Raw genomic sequence first — 16,769 nt, forward strand, 5'->3', positions numbered from 1 at the left:
GCGTTTCGCAATCCGTGAAGGCGGTCGTACCGTTGGCGCGGGCGTGGTTGCTAAAGTTCTCGGCTAATCGCTGATAACATTTGACGCAATGCGCAATAAAAGGGCATCATTTGATGCCCTTTTTGCACGCTTTCACACCAGAACCTGGCTCATCAGTGATTTTATTTGTCATAATCATTGCTGAGACAGGCTCTGAAGAGGGCGTTTATACACCAAACCATTCGAGCCTCAGGGCGACGGCTAATCAACTCCTTCTTTGCAACAGCAGGGCAGGGGTGACACCACCGTCAACATTGAAGCAATTTGAATAGTTAAGTGTATAATCCGAAACTTAATTTCGGTTTGGATCGCCTCGCCCCCGCGGGGTGAAATTGTTTGTAGAATACTTCTGACAGGTTGGTTTATGAGTGCGAATACCGAAGCTCAAGGGAGCGGGCGCGGCCTGGAAGCGATGAAGTGGATTATCGTTGCCGTGCTGCTGATCGTGGCGATCGTGGGCAACTTCCTTTATCGTGACATTATGCTGGCGGTGCGTGCGCTGGCCGTGGTTATTCTTATTGCTGCTGCCGGTGGCGTCGCGCTGTTGACGACGAAAGGTAAGGCGACCGTTGCTTTTGCTCGCGAAGCGAGAACCGAAGTTCGTAAAGTGATTTGGCCGACTCGCCAGGAAACGCTGCATACTACGCTGATTGTTGCTGCCGTGACTGCAGTAATGTCACTGATCCTGTGGGGACTGGATGGTATTCTGGTTCGCCTGGTCTCCTTTATCACTGGCCTGAGGTTCTGAGATGTCTGAAGCTCCTAAAAAGCGCTGGTACGTCGTTCAGGCGTTTTCCGGTTTTGAAGGTCGCGTAGCCACGTCGCTGCGTGAACATATCAAATTACACAACATGGAAGAGTTATTTGGCGAAGTCATGGTCCCGACCGAAGAAGTGGTTGAGATCCGTGGCGGCCAGCGTCGTAAAAGCGAACGTAAATTCTTCCCGGGCTATGTCCTGGTTCAGATGGTCATGAACGACGCAAGCTGGCACCTGGTGCGCAGCGTACCGCGCGTGATGGGCTTCATCGGCGGCACCTCTGACCGTCCGGCGCCGATCAGCGACAAAGAAGTCGACGCCATCATGAATCGTCTGCAGCAGGTTGGCGATAAGCCGCGTCCGAAAACGCTGTTTGAACCGGGTGAAATGGTTCGCGTTAACGACGGTCCGTTCGCTGACTTTAACGGCGTGGTGGAAGAAGTGGACTATGAGAAGTCCCGCCTGAAAGTTTCCGTTTCTATCTTCGGTCGTGCGACCCCGGTAGAACTGGACTTCAGCCAGGTTGAGAAGGCGTAAGCCGGCGATCAAAAAAGCAGCGATTTAATCGTTGCATAGGGCGCGAAATTGGCATACAATTTCGCGCCTTTTGTTTTTATGGGCCCGGCCCGTAAAACGATGTTTAATCACGGGGAGCTTCTCTGAAGCGTTAATACCCAATTTGAGGATTTAAGAATGGCTAAGAAAGTCCAAGCCTACGTCAAGCTGCAGGTTGCAGCTGGTATGGCGAACCCGAGCCCGCCGGTCGGCCCAGCACTGGGTCAGCAGGGCGTGAACATCATGGAATTCTGCAAAGCGTTCAACGCCAAAACTGATTCCCTGGAGAAAGGTCTGCCGATCCCGGTTGTTATCACCGTTTACGCTGACCGTTCCTTTACCTTTGTTACCAAGACTCCGCCGGCTGCTGTTCTGCTGAAGAAAGCTGCAGGCATCAAGTCTGGTTCCGGTAAGCCGAACAAAGATAAAGTGGGTAAAATCTCCCGCGCTCAGCTGCAGGAAATCGCGCAGACCAAAGCTGCCGACATGACTGGTGCCGACATTGAAGCGATGACTCGCTCCATCGAAGGTACTGCACGTTCCATGGGCCTGGTAGTGGAGGACTAAGAAATGGCTAAACTGACCAAGCGCATGCGCGTGATCCGTGAGAAAGTTGATGCAACTAAACAGTACGACATCAACGAAGCCATTGCTCTGCTGAAAGAGCTGGCCACCGCTAAATTTACCGAAAGCGTAGACGTTGCCGTTAACCTCGGCATCGACGCTCGTAAATCTGACCAGAACGTCCGTGGCGCAACTGTACTGCCGCACGGTACTGGCCGTTCCGTTCGCGTAGCCGTATTTACCCAGGGCGCAAACGCTGAAGCTGCTAAAGCTGCAGGCGCTGAGCTGGTAGGTATGGAAGATCTGGCTGAGCAGATCAAAAAAGGCGAAATGAACTTTGACGTTGTTATTGCTTCCCCGGATGCAATGCGCGTTGTTGGCCAGCTGGGCCAGGTTCTGGGTCCGCGTGGCCTGATGCCGAACCCGAAAGTAGGTACCGTAACTCCGAACGTTGCTGAAGCGGTTAAAAACGCGAAAGCAGGCCAGGTTCGTTACCGTAACGACAAAAACGGCATCATCCACACCACCATCGGTAAAGTGGACTTTGACGCTGACAAACTGAAAGAAAACCTGGAAGCTCTGCTGGTTGCGCTGAAAAAAGCAAAACCGACTCAGGCGAAAGGCGTGTACATCAAGAAAGTTAGCATCTCCACCACTATGGGTGCAGGTGTTGCAGTAGATCAGGCTGGCCTGAACGCTTCTGCAAACTAATGCCTTTACGTGGGCGGTGATTTTGTCTACAATCTTACCCCCACGATTCTGTCAATAAGACAGACGCTATGCGAGTCATTTGAATTGCAGCTAACGCCGCTGCGGTTCGAAGGACGAAGTCATAGGAAGAATTTGTTCGTTGGAGCCTGGCCTATCCAGGCCTCCGTCGAAGACCGCAGGTGTTTCGCAAGAAACTTAATCCCCTGCGTAGACGGTGACAGAACGCTAAGATTATTTTTGGATATTCTGGCTTGTTTCTGCTCACCGTATTTAGACGCTCTTTTCGTTGAATTGAGTGAAGTGAGTTCCAGAGCATAGGCTCTGGCAAACATCCAGGAGCAAAGCTAATGGCTTTAAATCTTCAAGACAAACAAGCGATTGTTGCTGAAGTCAGCGAAGTAGCCAAAGGCGCGCTGTCTGCAGTAGTTGCGGATTCCCGTGGCGTAACTGTAGATAAAATGACTGAACTGCGTAAAGCAGGTCGTGAAGCTGGCGTATACATGCGTGTTGTTCGTAACACCCTGCTGCGCCGCGTCGTTGAAGGTACTCAGTTCGAGTGCCTGAAAGACACGTTTGTTGGTCCGACCCTGATTGCATACTCTATGGAACACCCGGGCGCTGCTGCTCGTCTGTTCAAAGAGTTCGCGAAAGCGAATGCAAAATTTGAGGTCAAAGCCGCTGCCTTTGAAGGTGAGCTGATCCCGGCGTCGCAGATCGACCGCCTGGCAACTCTGCCGACCTACGAAGAAGCAATTGCACGCCTGATGGCAACCATGAAAGAAGCTTCGGCTGGCAAACTGGTTCGTACTCTGGCTGCTGTACGCGATGCGAAAGAAGCTGCTTAATCGCAGTTATCTTTGTAAAGCATTCGCTTACGTATAAACTTATTCTGATATTCAGGAACAATTTAAATGTCTATCACTAAAGATCAAATCATTGAAGCAGTATCCGCTATGTCCGTAATGGACGTTGTTGAGCTGATCTCTGCAATGGAAGAAAAATTCGGTGTTTCCGCTGCTGCTGCTGTAGCTGTAGCTGCTGGCCCGGTTGAAGCTGCTGAAGAAAAAACTGAATTCGACGTAATTCTGAAAGCTGCTGGCGCTAACAAAGTTGCTGTTATCAAAGCAGTACGTGGCGCAACTGGCCTGGGTCTGAAAGAAGCTAAAGACCTGGTAGAATCTGCTCCGGCTGCACTGAAAGAAGGCATCAGCAAAGACGACGCTGAAGCTCTGAAAAAATCTCTGGAAGAAGCTGGCGCTGAAGTTGAAGTTAAATAAGCCAACCCTTCCGGTTGCAGCCTGAGAAATCAGGCTGAGGCTGGTGACTTTTTGGTCACCAGCCTTTTTGCGCTGTAAGGCGCCAGTAGCGTTTCACGCTGTTTGACTACTGGTTTGCCTCTCAATGCTTGTTTCTATCGACGACTTAATATACTGCGACAGGTTAGGGTTCCTGGGCTGTGTAAATCGCAATGAAATGGTTTAAGCGTGATAGCAACAGGCATTGCGGAAAGTGTTCCATTTTCCGGTCAACAAAATAGTGTTGCATAAAAAACTGCCCTCTGCGGGCAGATGGGTCGACTTGTCAGCGAGCTGAGGAACCCTATGGTTTACTCCTATACCGAGAAAAAACGTATTCGTAAGGATTTTGGTAAACGTCCACAAGTTCTGGATGTGCCATATCTCCTTTCTATCCAGCTTGACTCGTTCCAGAAGTTTATCGAGCAAGATCCTGAAGGGCAGTATGGTCTGGAAGCTGCTTTCCGTTCCGTATTCCCGATTCAGAGCTACAGCGGTAATTCCGAGCTGCAATACGTCAGCTACCGTCTGGGCGAACCGGTTTTTGACGTTAAAGAATGTCAGATCCGTGGCGTGACTTATTCTGCACCGCTGCGCGTAAAACTGCGTCTGGTGATCTACGAGCGCGAAGCGCCAGAAGGCACCGTCAAAGACATTAAAGAACAAGAAGTCTACATGGGCGAAATTCCGCTCATGACCGACAACGGTACCTTTGTTATCAACGGTACCGAGCGTGTTATCGTTTCTCAGCTGCACCGTAGCCCGGGCGTCTTCTTTGACAGTGACAAAGGTAAGACCCACTCCTCCGGTAAGGTTCTGTATAACGCACGTATCATCCCTTACCGCGGTTCCTGGCTGGACTTCGAATTCGACCCGAAAGACAACCTGTTCGTTCGTATCGACCGTCGTCGTAAGCTGCCGGCTACCATCATCCTGCGCGCGCTGAATTACACCACTGAGCAGATCCTTGACCTGTTCTTCGAAAAAGTGGTCTTTGAAATTCGCGACAACAAGCTGCAGATGGAGCTGATTCCGGAGCGTCTGCGCGGTGAAACTGCCTCCTTCGATATCGAAGCCAACGGCAAAGTGTACGTTGAGAAAGGCCGTCGCATCACGGCTCGTCATATCCGTCAGCTGGAAAAAGACGATATCAAGCATATCGAAGTGCCGGTTGAATATATCGCGGGCAAAGTGGCGGCTAAAGACTATATCGATGAAGCGACTGGCGAACTGATCTGCCCGGCGAACATGGAGCTGAGCCTGGATCTGCTGGCTAAGCTGAGCCAGTCTGGCCACAAGCGTATCGAAACGCTGTTCACCAACGATCTGGACCACGGCCCGTACATCTCTGAAACGGTACGCGTCGACCCGACTAACGATCGTCTGAGCGCGCTGGTAGAAATCTACCGCATGATGCGCCCTGGCGAGCCGCCGACTCGTGAAGCCGCTGAAAGTCTGTTTGAGAACCTGTTCTTCTCTGAAGACCGCTACGATCTGTCCGCGGTTGGTCGTATGAAGTTCAACCGTTCTCTGCTGCGCGACGAAATCGAAGGTTCCGGTATCCTGAGCAAAGACGACATCATCGAAGTGATGAAGAAGCTCATCGATATCCGTAACGGTAAAGGCGAAGTGGACGATATCGACCACCTCGGCAACCGTCGTATCCGTTCCGTTGGCGAAATGGCGGAAAACCAGTTCCGCGTTGGCCTGGTACGTGTAGAGCGTGCGGTGAAAGAGCGTCTGTCTCTTGGCGATCTGGATACCCTGATGCCTCAGGATATGATCAACGCCAAGCCGATTTCCGCAGCAGTGAAAGAGTTCTTTGGTTCCAGTCAGCTGTCTCAGTTTATGGACCAGAACAACCCGCTGTCTGAGATTACGCACAAACGTCGTATCTCCGCACTCGGCCCAGGCGGTCTGACCCGTGAGCGCGCAGGCTTCGAAGTTCGAGACGTACACCCGACCCACTACGGTCGCGTATGTCCGATCGAAACGCCTGAAGGTCCGAACATCGGTCTGATTAACTCCCTGTCCGTGTACGCGCAGACCAACGAATATGGCTTCCTTGAGACGCCGTATCGTAAAGTGACCAACGGTGTGGTTACTGACGAAATTCACTACCTGTCTGCTATCGAAGAAGGCAACTACGTTATCGCTCAGGCGAACTCCAACCTGGATGAAAACGGCCACTTCGTAGAAGATCTGGTTACCTGCCGTAGCAAAGGCGAATCCAGCTTGTTCAGCCGCGACCAGGTTGACTACATGGACGTATCCACCCAGCAGGTGGTATCCGTCGGTGCGTCCCTGATCCCGTTCCTGGAACACGATGACGCCAACCGTGCATTGATGGGTGCGAACATGCAACGTCAGGCGGTTCCGACTCTGCGCGCTGATAAGCCGCTGGTTGGTACCGGTATGGAACGTGCTGTTGCCGTTGACTCCGGTGTTACTGCCGTGGCTAAACGTGGCGGTACCGTTCAGTACGTGGATGCTTCCCGTATCGTTATCAAAGTTAACGAAGACGAGATGTACCCGGGCGAAGCAGGTATCGACATCTATAACCTGACCAAGTACACCCGTTCTAACCAGAACACCTGCATCAACCAGATGCCTTGCGTGTCCCTGGGCGAACCTATTGAGCGCGGCGACGTGCTGGCAGACGGCCCGTCCACCGACCTCGGTGAGCTGGCGCTGGGTCAGAACATGCGTGTAGCGTTCATGCCGTGGAACGGTTACAACTTCGAAGACTCCATCCTCGTTTCCGAGCGTGTTGTCCAGGAAGACCGTTTCACCACTATCCACATTCAGGAACTGGCGTGCGTGTCCCGTGACACCAAGCTGGGGCCGGAAGAGATCACCGCTGACATCCCGAACGTGGGTGAAGCTGCGCTCTCCAAACTGGATGAATCCGGTATCGTTTATATCGGTGCGGAAGTGACCGGCGGCGACATTCTGGTTGGTAAGGTAACGCCGAAAGGTGAAACCCAGCTGACGCCGGAAGAGAAACTGCTGCGCGCGATCTTCGGTGAGAAAGCGTCTGACGTTAAAGACTCTTCTCTGCGCGTACCGAACGGTGTCTCTGGTACCGTTATCGACGTTCAGGTCTTTACCCGTGACGGCGTAGAAAAAGACAAACGTGCTCTGGAAATCGAAGAGATGCAGCTGAAGCAGGCCAAAAAAGACCTGTCTGAAGAACTGCAGATCCTCGAAGCCGGTCTGTTCAGTCGTATCTACGCGGTGCTGGTCTCCGGTGGCGTTGAAGCTGAGAAGCTCGACAAGCTGCCTCGCGATCGCTGGCTGGAACTGGGCCTGACCGACGAAGAGAAACAAAATCAGCTGGAACAGCTGGCTGAGCAGTATGACGAACTGAAACATGAGTTCGAGAAAAAACTCGAAGCGAAACGCCGTAAAATCACCCAAGGCGACGATCTGGCACCGGGCGTGCTGAAGATTGTTAAGGTATATCTGGCCGTTAAACGCCGTATCCAGCCTGGTGATAAGATGGCAGGTCGTCACGGTAACAAGGGTGTTATCTCTAAGATCAACCCGATCGAAGATATGCCGCACGATGCTAACGGTACGCCGGTAGATATCGTACTGAACCCGCTGGGCGTACCGTCTCGTATGAACATCGGTCAGATCCTTGAAACTCACCTGGGTATGGCTGCAAAAGGCATCGGCGATAAGATCAACGCCATGCTGAAGCAGCAGCAGGAAGTCGCGAAACTGCGCGAATTCATCCAGCGTGCTTACGATCTGGGCGCTGACGTTCGCCAGAAAGTTGACCTGAATACCTTCAGCGATGAAGAAGTTCTGCGTCTGGCTGAAAACCTGCGTAAAGGCATGCCGATCGCAACGCCGGTATTCGACGGTGCGAAAGAAGCTGAAATCAAAGAGCTGCTGCAGCTGGGCGACCTGCCGACTTCCGGTCAGATCACCCTGTTTGATGGCCGCACCGGTGAACAGTTCGAACGTCCGGTAACCGTGGGTTACATGTACATGCTGAAACTGAACCACCTGGTCGACGACAAAATGCACGCTCGTTCCACCGGTTCTTACAGCCTGGTTACTCAGCAGCCGCTGGGTGGTAAGGCACAGTTCGGTGGTCAGCGCTTCGGTGAGATGGAAGTGTGGGCGCTGGAAGCATACGGCGCGGCCTACACCCTGCAGGAAATGCTCACCGTTAAGTCTGATGACGTGAACGGTCGTACCAAGATGTATAAAAACATCGTGGACGGCAATCACCAGATGGAACCGGGCATGCCGGAATCCTTCAACGTACTGTTGAAAGAAATTCGCTCGCTGGGCATCAACATCGAACTGGAAGACGAGTAATTCTCGCTCAAACAGGTCACTGCTGCCGGGTTAACGCCCGGCAGCGGAATGTGCTAACTCCGACGGGAGCAAATCCGTGAAAGACTTATTAAAGTTTCTGAAAGCGCAAACTAAAACCGAAGAGTTTGATGCGATCAAAATTGCTCTGGCTTCGCCAGACATGATCCGTTCATGGTCTTTCGGTGAAGTTAAAAAGCCGGAAACCATTAACTACCGTACGTTCAAGCCTGAGCGTGACGGCCTTTTCTGCGCCCGTATCTTTGGGCCGGTAAAAGATTATGAGTGCCTGTGCGGTAAGTACAAGCGCCTGAAACACCGCGGTGTGATCTGTGAGAAGTGCGGCGTTGAAGTGACCCAGACTAAAGTGCGTCGTGAGCGCATGGGCCACATCGAGCTGGCATGTCCGACTGCGCACATCTGGTTCCTGAAATCCCTGCCGTCCCGTATCGGTCTGCTGCTGGATATGCCGCTGCGCGATATCGAACGTGTACTGTACTTTGAATCCTATGTGGTTATCGAAGGTGGCATGACCAACCTCGAACGCAACCAGATTCTGACGGAAGAACAGTACCTGGACGCGCTGGAAGAGTTCGGTGACGAATTCGACGCGAAAATGGGCGCGGAAGCGATCCAGGCGCTGCTGCGCAATATGGATCTGGAGCAGGAATGCGAGCAGCTGCGTGAAGAGCTGAACGAAACCAACTCCGAAACCAAGCGTAAAAAGCTGACCAAGCGCATTAAGCTGCTGGAAGCTTTCGTTCAGTCTGGCAACAAGCCGGAGTGGATGATCCTGACCGTTCTGCCGGTACTGCCGCCAGATCTGCGTCCGCTGGTTCCGCTGGACGGTGGTCGTTTCGCGACGTCTGACCTCAACGATCTGTATCGTCGCGTGATCAACCGTAACAACCGTCTGAAACGTCTGCTGGATCTGGCTGCGCCGGATATCATCGTACGCAACGAAAAACGTATGCTGCAGGAAGCGGTTGACGCCCTGCTGGATAACGGTCGTCGCGGTCGTGCGATCACCGGTTCTAACAAACGTCCTCTGAAATCTTTGGCCGATATGATCAAAGGTAAACAGGGTCGTTTCCGCCAGAACCTGCTCGGTAAACGCGTTGACTACTCCGGTCGTTCTGTTATCACCGTAGGTCCATACCTGCGTCTGCATCAGTGCGGTCTGCCGAAGAAAATGGCGCTGGAGCTGTTCAAACCGTTCATCTACGGCAAGCTGGAACTGCGTGGCCTGGCCACCACCATCAAAGCCGCTAAGAAGATGGTTGAGCGCGAAGAAGCTGTCGTTTGGGATATCCTGGACGAAGTTATCCGCGAACACCCGGTCCTGCTGAACCGTGCGCCAACCCTGCACCGTCTGGGTATTCAGGCATTCGAACCGGTTCTGATCGAAGGTAAAGCCATCCAGCTGCACCCGCTGGTTTGTGCGGCATACAACGCCGACTTCGATGGTGACCAGATGGCTGTTCACGTACCGCTGACGCTGGAAGCCCAGCTGGAAGCGCGTGCGCTGATGATGTCTACCAACAACATCCTGTCCCCGGCGAACGGCGAACCAATCATCGTTCCGTCTCAGGACGTTGTACTGGGTCTGTACTACATGACCCGTGACAGTGTTAACGCCAAAGGCGAAGGCATGGTGCTGACTGGCCCGAAAGAAGCTGAGCGTATTTATCGCGCCGGCCTGGCCTCTCTGCATGCGCGCGTTAAAGTGCGTATCACTGAATACGAAAAAGACGACAATGGTGAGTTTGTCGCGAAAACCAGCCTGAAAGACACGACCGTTGGCCGTGCCATTCTGTGGATGATCGTACCGAAAGGTCTGCCGTTCTCTATCGTGAACCAGGCGCTTGGTAAGAAAGCGATCTCCAAGATGCTGAACACCTGTTACCGTATTCTGGGTCTGAAACCGACCGTTATTTTTGCGGACCAGACGATGTACACCGGCTTTGCTTACGCAGCGCGTTCAGGTGCATCCGTTGGTATCGATGACATGGTCATCCCGGAGAAAAAATACGAAATCATCAGCGAAGCGGAAGCGGAAGTTGCTGAGATTCAGGAACAGTTCCAGTCCGGTCTGGTGACCGCGGGCGAACGCTACAACAAAGTTATCGATATCTGGGCTGCGGCGAACGATCGTGTATCCAAAGCGATGATGGATAACCTGCAAACCGAAACCGTGATTAACCGTGACGGTCAGGAAGAGCAGCAGGTTTCCTTCAACAGCATCTACATGATGGCCGACTCCGGTGCGCGTGGTTCTGCGGCACAGATTCGTCAGCTGGCTGGTATGCGTGGTCTGATGGCGAAGCCGGATGGCTCCATCATCGAAACGCCGATCACCGCGAACTTCCGTGAAGGTCTGAACGTACTCCAGTACTTCATCTCCACCCACGGTGCTCGTAAAGGTCTGGCGGATACCGCACTGAAAACAGCGAACTCCGGTTACCTGACTCGTCGTCTGGTTGACGTTGCGCAGGACCTGGTCGTCACTGAAGACGACTGCGGCACCCTGGAAGGCATCACCATGACGCCGGTTATCGAAGGTGGCGACGTTAAAGAGCCGCTGCGCGATCGCGTACTGGGTCGTGTGACTGCGGAAGATGTTCTGAAGCCGGGTACCGCGGATATTCTGGTTCCACGCAACACGCTGCTGCATGAGCACTGGTGTGACCTGCTGGAAGCGAATTCCGTTGACTCCGTCAAAGTGCGTTCCGTTGTATCCTGTGACACCGACTTTGGCGTCTGCGCGCACTGCTATGGTCGTGACCTGGCGCGTGGCCACCTCATCAACAAAGGTGAGGCTATCGGCGTTATCGCGGCACAGTCCATCGGTGAGCCGGGTACACAGCTGACGATGCGTACGTTCCACATCGGTGGTGCGGCATCTCGTGCGGCTGCTGAATCCAGCATCCAGGTGAAAAACAAAGGTAGCATCAAGCTCAGCAACGCGAAGTCGGTTGTGAACTCCAGTGGTAAGCTGGTTATCACTTCCCGTAATACCGAGCTGAAGCTGATCGACGAATTCGGTCGTACCAAAGAGAGCTATAAAGTACCTTACGGTGCGGTTATGGCGAAAGGCGACGGTGAGCAGGTTGCCGGCGGTGAAACCGTCGCAAACTGGGATCCGCACACCATGCCGGTTATCACCGAAGTTAGCGGTTTCATCCGTTTCACTGACATGATCGACGGCCAGACCATTACTCGTCAGACTGACGAGCTGACCGGTCTGTCTTCGCTGGTGGTTCTGGACTCTGCAGAACGTACCGCAGGTGGTAAAGATCTGCGTCCAGCACTGAAAATTGTTGATGCTCAGGGCAACGACGTTCTGATCCCAGGCACTGATATGCCTGCTCAGTACTTCCTGCCGGGTAAAGCGATTGTTCAGCTGGAAGATGGCGTACAGATCAGCTCTGGTGACACCCTGGCGCGTATTCCGCAGGAATCCGGCGGTACCAAGGATATCACCGGTGGTCTGCCGCGCGTTGCGGACCTGTTCGAAGCACGTCGTCCGAAAGAGCCGGCTATCCTGGCTGAAATCAGCGGTATCATTTCCTTCGGTAAAGAAACCAAAGGGAAACGTCGCCTGGTTATCACCCCGGTAGACGGTAGCGAGCCGTACGAAGAGATGATCCCGAAATGGCGTCAGCTCAACGTGTTCGAAGGTGAACGTGTGGAACGTGGTGATGTGGTTTCCGACGGTCCGGAAGCACCGCACGACATTCTGCGTCTGCGTGGCGTACATGCTGTGACCCGTTACATTGTTAACGAAGTCCAGGACGTATACCGTCTGCAGGGCGTTAAGATTAACGATAAGCACATCGAAGTTATCGTTCGTCAGATGCTGCGTAAAGCCACCATCGAAAGCGCAGGCAGCTCCGACTTCCTCGAAGGCGAGCAGGTGGAATACTCCCGCGTCAAGATCGCGAACCGCGAACTGGAAGCGAACGGCAAAGTGGGCGCAACGTTCTCCCGCGATCTGCTGGGTATCACCAAAGCGTCTCTGGCCACCGAGTCCTTCATCTCCGCGGCATCGTTCCAGGAGACCACTCGCGTGCTGACCGAAGCAGCCGTTGCGGGCAAACGCGACGAACTGCGCGGTCTGAAAGAGAACGTCATCGTGGGTCGTCTGATCCCGGCCGGTACCGGTTATGCGTATCACCAGGATCGTATGCGCCGTCGCGCTGCTGGCGAGCTGCCGGCGGCACCGCAGGTGAGCGTGGAAGAAGCGTCTGCCAACCTGGCAGAGCTGCTGAACGCAGGTCTGGGCGGTTCTGACAACGATTAATCGTTGATGCACTGCTAAAAAGCCGGTCAGGTTTCCTGACCGGCTTTTTTTATTGTCTATTTTTCGCCGCTTTCCCGGCCCTTAATTACATTTACGACATATTAAATCTTCATTTTCTTAGCAATTAATTCATGCAAAATATCTATTAGAAGCCTTTTTCTAAAACCTTTCTTTATGTATGGGTAAAACTTCTACTCATATCAAAAAATAATCAATTCAAAGGGTATATATTCAAAATACCCGATGAATCATGGGATTACTTCTGTTGCTGTATCTTCGGCGCGACGGCGCTGGAGAGGGATAGCCGCATCTCATGCTTCTCCCGGTCAGGCGCAGAAATAATCCCGACAGGCAGGTAGGGATCATTTTTAGATCTGAGTGGACAGGCTCTGGGGGCTGCATGGAATTCGCGATACAACTCATTATTATATTAATTTGTCTGTTTTATGGTGCCCGAAAAGGGGGTATTGCGCTGGGGCTGCTGGGCGGCATCGGTTTGGTGATCCTCGTCTTTGTTTTTCATCTCCAGCCGGGCAAACCGCCGGTTGATGTGATGCTGGTGATCATTGCAGTGGTAGCCGCCTCGGCGACCCTGCAGGCGTCCGGCGGGTTAGACGTGATGCTGCAGATTGCCGAGAAGCTGCTGCGGCGTAACCCGAAATATGTTTCTATCGTGGCGCCTTTCGTCACCTGCACGCTGACCATCCTCTGCGGTACCGGCCACGTGGTGTATACCATCCTGCCGATTATCTACGATGTGGCGATTAAGAATAACATTCGTCCGGAGCGTCCGATGGCCGCCAGCTCCATTGGCGCTCAGATGGGGATCATCGCCAGCCCGGTCTCGGTGGCGGTGGTATCGCTGGTGGCGATGCTGGGAAATTTTACCTTTAACGGGAAACACCTGGAGTTTCTCGATCTGCTGGCGATAACCATTCCGTCCACGCTGCTGGGTATTTTAGCCATCGGTATCTTCAGCTGGTTCCGCGGCAAAGACCTGGATCAGGACGAAGCCTTCCAGGCGTTTATTGCGCTACCGGAGAACCGCCATTACGTCTATGGCGATACGGCGACGCTGCTGGACAAAAAGCTGCCGACCAGCAACTGGATAGCAATGTGGATTTTTCTGGCCTCTATCGCCGTGGTGGCGCTGCTTGGCGCTTTTTCTGAACTGCGCCCGGCCTTTGACGGTAAACCACTGTCGATGGTGCTGGTTATCCAGATGTTTATGCTGCTCTCCGGAGCGCTGATCATCATCATTACAAAAACTAACCCGGCATCGATTTCCAAAAATGAGGTCTTTCGTTCGGGAATGATCGCTATCGTCGCGGTGTACGGCATCGCGTGGATGGCGGAGACCATGTTTGGCGCACACATGACCGAGATTAAAGGCGTGCTTGGTGAAATGGTAAAAGAGTATCCGTGGGCTTATGCCATCGTGCTGCTACTGGTTTCGAAATTTGTGAACTCCCAGGCGGCAGCGCTGGCGGCGATTGTGCCAGTAGCCCTGGCCATCGGCGTCGACCCGGCTTATATCGTGGCTTCTGCGCCGGCCTGCTATGGCTACTATATTCTGCCGACCTACCCAAGCGATCTGGCGGCGATCCAGTTTGATCGCTCAGGGACCACCCATATCGGCCGCTTTGTGATTAACCACAGCTTTATCCTGCCCGGGCTCATCGGCGTCGGCGTCTCCTGCGTGTTTGGCTGGATATTCGCGGCGATGTACGGCTTTCTGTAAGAAGGACGGGCGCCGGCAGCGACGCCCGTTAAATCCGTGAGATTATTGCGCGAGGGGCAGACGACGATAGAGTTCAATCATGTCGGTCGCCAGATCCTGAATGACCATAGCGTTCATCAGATGGTCCTGGGAATGCACGGTGATCAGGTTGACCGGCAATTTACCGCTGCCTTCATCCATGCCGATAAGCTGGGTCTGAATTTTATGCGCATGTTTGACGAACTCATGGGATTCAGCCATGGCCTGCTCCGCGGCGGCAAAATCGCCTTTTCGCGCCAGCTGTAGCGCCGTCAGCGCCGCGCTACGTGCGGAACCCGCGTTAACCAGCAGCTCCATGATGATCGTTTCTAAATCTTCCATCGATTACTCCAGCATCTTAAGGGCTTTATCCAGAACGGCATCACCTTTCATCATGCCGTAGTCCATCATATCGATCACGGCGACCTTCTTGCCGAACGGGTCGGCCAGCGCCTGCAGCTTCGCCTGCTCATATTTCACCTGCGGGCCGAGCAAAATAATGTCGGCGGCGGCCAGATTATCTTTAAACTCAGCGACCGGTACGGCCTTGATAGAGACCTCAACACCCTTCTTCTGCGCGGCATCTTGCATACGCTGAACCAGCATGCTGGTAGACATACCGGCGGCACAGCACAAAACGATATTCTTCATAGTCAGTGGCCCTTGTGTTCCGTGATGTCTTATCTTTATCGCGGCCCTGGCGATGCGACAACCGCTTTACCGTGATTGTGTGTAAGGCATCACACAATAATTGAAACCGGTTTCATTTTTTCCGGAAAAAATAAAAAAGCCCACCGAAGTGGGCGGTGGCGGCGCTGAAGTCTTACGCGCGCAGGATACGGTTTTTACCCTGCTGTTTGGCTTTGTACAGCGCTTCATCGACGCTCACCACCAGCTTATCCAGTGGCTCCATATTCCATTCCCCGAGGCCGGCGCTGAAGGTGACCGTCAGGCCATCTTCGCGCCAGGTGCGTCGTTCGACGTTTACCCGCCATGTTTCCAGCAGCGTGCGGGCGTTATCGATATGTTCGGCAGGAAAGACCACCGCGAACTCTTCGCCGCCGTAGCGATAGAGGGATATCTCCAGCGGCTGGAGGACCTGTAGCCCTTCGCGAGCGACGTTACGCAGGACGATATCGCCATTGAGATGGCCCCAGGTGTCGTTGATTGATTTAAAGTTATCGATATCGACCAGCGCGAGGGCGAACGGCTGGTGATCGTTCATCAGGGCGGCAATATCGCTGTCGAAGGCGCGGCGGTTTTTGCAGCCGGTGAGAGCGTCGATGGTCGCCTGGCGGACGTAGGACAGTTCGCGCTGTTTATTAGTTTCAATCGCTTTACTCAGCATCGCCTCAAGGCGCGGGGCGCGTTTGACGTCACCGGTTTTAATCGCATTGATGATATTCATCAGCACGGTACGGGAAGCATGACGCAGATAAAGACCGAACAGGATAATAATGATCGCTGCGAGAGTGAAACCGCCGATCACTAAATTGGTCTCATGACGTGTCAGATTGACCAGGGTGGCGTTATCGACACGGAAAATCACAAACCAGTCGGGATTGGTAAAGGAGTAATAGTAATACCAGGTGTCGCTCCCGGGATCGTAAAGCTGCCCCTCTCCGCTGGTCATTTTATCCATCAGCTCGTCCCTGACGAAGGGTTTAAACAGCGCGCCCGGGTCGGAGTGCAGGACCACTTTGCCATCCCGTTGCACCACAAAAAATTCCCCCTGTACGGGCGCCACCATCTGGCGCAGCGCGAACCCCATGGAGGTGAGATCGAGATGAAAGGCCAGGCTGCCCTTGAGTTTCCCTTCCGGGGTAATGATGGGTTTGAAAATGGTAATCGTCGGATGGTGGGTGAAATAATCCATATACGGACTGGTGTAGTGGCTGAAGGTGCTGGCTTCCGCCTGTTTGATAAACCAGGGCCGCGTTCTGGGATCGAAAGCCCGACTGTCTTCGTTTTCCAGCACCTCCGGGGCGCGCAGATAGTGGCCCTCGGTATCCGCCAGCGAGATGGATGAGACGCTTGGCATCATGTTCTGTAACTGCATCAGCGTGGTTAACCCTTTCTCCGGCTCCACATTGACTGCGCGATTCAGTTCGTCATTGCGGGCAAAGAAGGCGGCTGCGCGCCCGAGGATAAAATCATTTTCCCGCAGCAGGGTTTCCGTATAGTTGATCGCCAGGTTATGGGTAAAATTGCGGTTAATATCGTGATAATCTTCGAGAAAATCTTTCTGTTGCGCCAGAGTCACAAAAATAGCGATCAGCATAAAACTGAGCAAAATACCGGCAAACCCCACGACGATCGGCGTCGTAAAAGAGAGCTTTCTGTTGTGTAGAGCCATGAATCGTTAATCGTCCCGGATGTATAAACCATGGGTCCGAACGCAGGTTGCGTCTGGGACGCCTGCCGATCGAATCAGTTCACTATTGCTCAATTAT

13 protein-coding genes are annotated in these 16,769 nt (G+C 53.3%); 10 read left to right on the forward strand and 3 right to left on the reverse strand.

From position 1 onward, the window contains the following. From KHQ28_RS22245 to dcuB, 10 genes are all read left to right on the forward strand, one after another. Nucleotides 1–67: hypothetical protein (locus KHQ28_RS22245; protein WP_004200741.1), on the forward strand; the 67-nt coding region annotated here is incomplete at its 5' end. 336 nt (nucleotides 68–403) lie between these two features. After that, on the forward strand, nucleotides 404–787 hold the full coding sequence (gene secE / locus KHQ28_RS22250; protein ID WP_002883772.1) for a preprotein translocase subunit SecE: 384 nt from the start codon (nucleotides 404–406) through the stop codon (nucleotides 785–787). 1 nt (nucleotide 788) lies between these two features. After that, complete coding sequence (gene nusG / locus KHQ28_RS22255) at nucleotides 789–1,334, forward strand: transcription termination/antitermination protein NusG (protein WP_001287521.1); 546 nt, start codon at nucleotides 789–791, stop codon at nucleotides 1,332–1,334. A gap of 156 nt (nucleotides 1,335–1,490) precedes the next feature. Further along, nucleotides 1,491–1,919: a 50S ribosomal protein L11 gene (gene rplK, locus KHQ28_RS22260; RefSeq protein WP_002884034.1), complete on the forward strand. Its 429-nt coding sequence runs from the start codon at nucleotides 1,491–1,493 to the stop codon at nucleotides 1,917–1,919. Nucleotides 1,920–1,922: 3 nt separating this feature from the next. Beyond that, nucleotides 1,923–2,627 (forward strand): 50S ribosomal protein L1, encoded by a 705-nt coding sequence (gene rplA, locus KHQ28_RS22265; RefSeq protein WP_002884036.1) that lies wholly within the window; start codon nucleotides 1,923–1,925, stop codon nucleotides 2,625–2,627. A 347-nt stretch (nucleotides 2,628–2,974) separates the two neighbouring features. Further along, nucleotides 2,975–3,472, forward strand: coding sequence for a 50S ribosomal protein L10 (gene rplJ, locus KHQ28_RS22270; protein ID WP_001207203.1), 498 nt, complete (start codon nucleotides 2,975–2,977; stop codon nucleotides 3,470–3,472). A gap of 66 nt (nucleotides 3,473–3,538) precedes the next feature. Further along, on the forward strand, nucleotides 3,539–3,904 hold the full coding sequence (gene rplL, locus KHQ28_RS22275) for a 50S ribosomal protein L7/L12 (RefSeq protein ID WP_002884142.1): 366 nt from the start codon (nucleotides 3,539–3,541) through the stop codon (nucleotides 3,902–3,904). Between the two features lie 324 nt (nucleotides 3,905–4,228). Next, nucleotides 4,229–8,257 (forward strand): DNA-directed RNA polymerase subunit beta, encoded by a 4,029-nt coding sequence (rpoB, locus tag KHQ28_RS22280; protein WP_004152306.1) that lies wholly within the window; start codon nucleotides 4,229–4,231, stop codon nucleotides 8,255–8,257. 76 nt (nucleotides 8,258–8,333) lie between these two features. Next, on the forward strand, nucleotides 8,334–12,557 hold the full coding sequence (gene rpoC / locus KHQ28_RS22285) for a DNA-directed RNA polymerase subunit beta' (RefSeq protein ID WP_002884146.1): 4,224 nt from the start codon (nucleotides 8,334–8,336) through the stop codon (nucleotides 12,555–12,557). A 400-nt stretch (nucleotides 12,558–12,957) separates the two neighbouring features. Beyond that, nucleotides 12,958–14,298: an anaerobic C4-dicarboxylate transporter DcuB gene (gene dcuB / locus KHQ28_RS22290; protein WP_004192681.1), complete on the forward strand. Its 1,341-nt coding sequence runs from the start codon at nucleotides 12,958–12,960 to the stop codon at nucleotides 14,296–14,298. A gap of 42 nt (nucleotides 14,299–14,340) precedes the next feature. Here dcuB and KHQ28_RS22295 read toward each other — a convergent pair whose 3' ends face one another. The 3 genes from KHQ28_RS22295 to KHQ28_RS22305 all read right to left on the reverse strand — a co-directional run bounded on the left by KHQ28_RS22295 (nucleotide 14,341) and on the right by KHQ28_RS22305 (nucleotide 16,672). Next, complete coding sequence (locus KHQ28_RS22295; protein ID WP_004212847.1) at nucleotides 14,341–14,658, reverse strand: PTS lactose/cellobiose transporter subunit IIA; 318 nt, start codon at nucleotides 14,656–14,658, stop codon at nucleotides 14,341–14,343. 3 nt (nucleotides 14,659–14,661) lie between these two features. Continuing rightward, nucleotides 14,662–14,967, reverse strand: coding sequence for a PTS sugar transporter subunit IIB (locus tag KHQ28_RS22300; RefSeq protein WP_002884150.1), 306 nt, complete (start codon nucleotides 14,965–14,967; stop codon nucleotides 14,662–14,664). A 172-nt stretch (nucleotides 14,968–15,139) separates the two neighbouring features. Next, complete coding sequence (locus KHQ28_RS22305) at nucleotides 15,140–16,672, reverse strand: sensor domain-containing diguanylate cyclase (RefSeq protein WP_004178221.1); 1,533 nt, start codon at nucleotides 16,670–16,672, stop codon at nucleotides 15,140–15,142. Nucleotides 16,673–16,769: the final 97 nt, after the last annotated feature.

Origin of the sequence: Klebsiella sp. 28 (genome assembly GCF_018223905.1) — a bacterium.
Lineage (GTDB): Bacteria > Pseudomonadota > Gammaproteobacteria > Enterobacterales > Enterobacteriaceae > Klebsiella > Klebsiella pneumoniae.

Excerpts from the sequence above, each read along its gene's own strand:
- rpoB (WP_004152306.1), top strand. The coding sequence starts at position 4,229 with ATGGTTTACTCCTATACCGAGAAAAAACGTATTCGTAAGGATTTTGGT.
- dcuB (WP_004192681.1), top strand. The coding sequence starts at position 12,958 with ATGGAATTCGCGATACAACTCATTATTATATTAATTTGTCTGTTTTAT.
- secE (WP_002883772.1), top strand. The coding sequence starts at position 404 with ATGAGTGCGAATACCGAAGCTCAAGGGAGCGGGCGCGGCCTGGAAGCG.
- KHQ28_RS22295 (WP_004212847.1), bottom strand. The coding sequence starts at position 14,658 with ATGGAAGATTTAGAAACGATCATCATGGAGCTGCTGGTTAACGCGGGT.
- KHQ28_RS22300 (WP_002884150.1), bottom strand. The coding sequence starts at position 14,967 with ATGAAGAATATCGTTTTGTGCTGTGCCGCCGGTATGTCTACCAGCATG.
- rplK (WP_002884034.1), top strand. The coding sequence starts at position 1,491 with ATGGCTAAGAAAGTCCAAGCCTACGTCAAGCTGCAGGTTGCAGCTGGT.
- KHQ28_RS22305 (WP_004178221.1), bottom strand. The coding sequence starts at position 16,672 with ATGGCTCTACACAACAGAAAGCTCTCTTTTACGACGCCGATCGTCGTG.
- rplJ (WP_001207203.1), top strand. The coding sequence starts at position 2,975 with ATGGCTTTAAATCTTCAAGACAAACAAGCGATTGTTGCTGAAGTCAGC.
- rplL (WP_002884142.1), top strand. The coding sequence starts at position 3,539 with ATGTCTATCACTAAAGATCAAATCATTGAAGCAGTATCCGCTATGTCC.
- rplA (WP_002884036.1), top strand. The coding sequence starts at position 1,923 with ATGGCTAAACTGACCAAGCGCATGCGCGTGATCCGTGAGAAAGTTGAT.
- nusG (WP_001287521.1), top strand. The coding sequence starts at position 789 with ATGTCTGAAGCTCCTAAAAAGCGCTGGTACGTCGTTCAGGCGTTTTCC.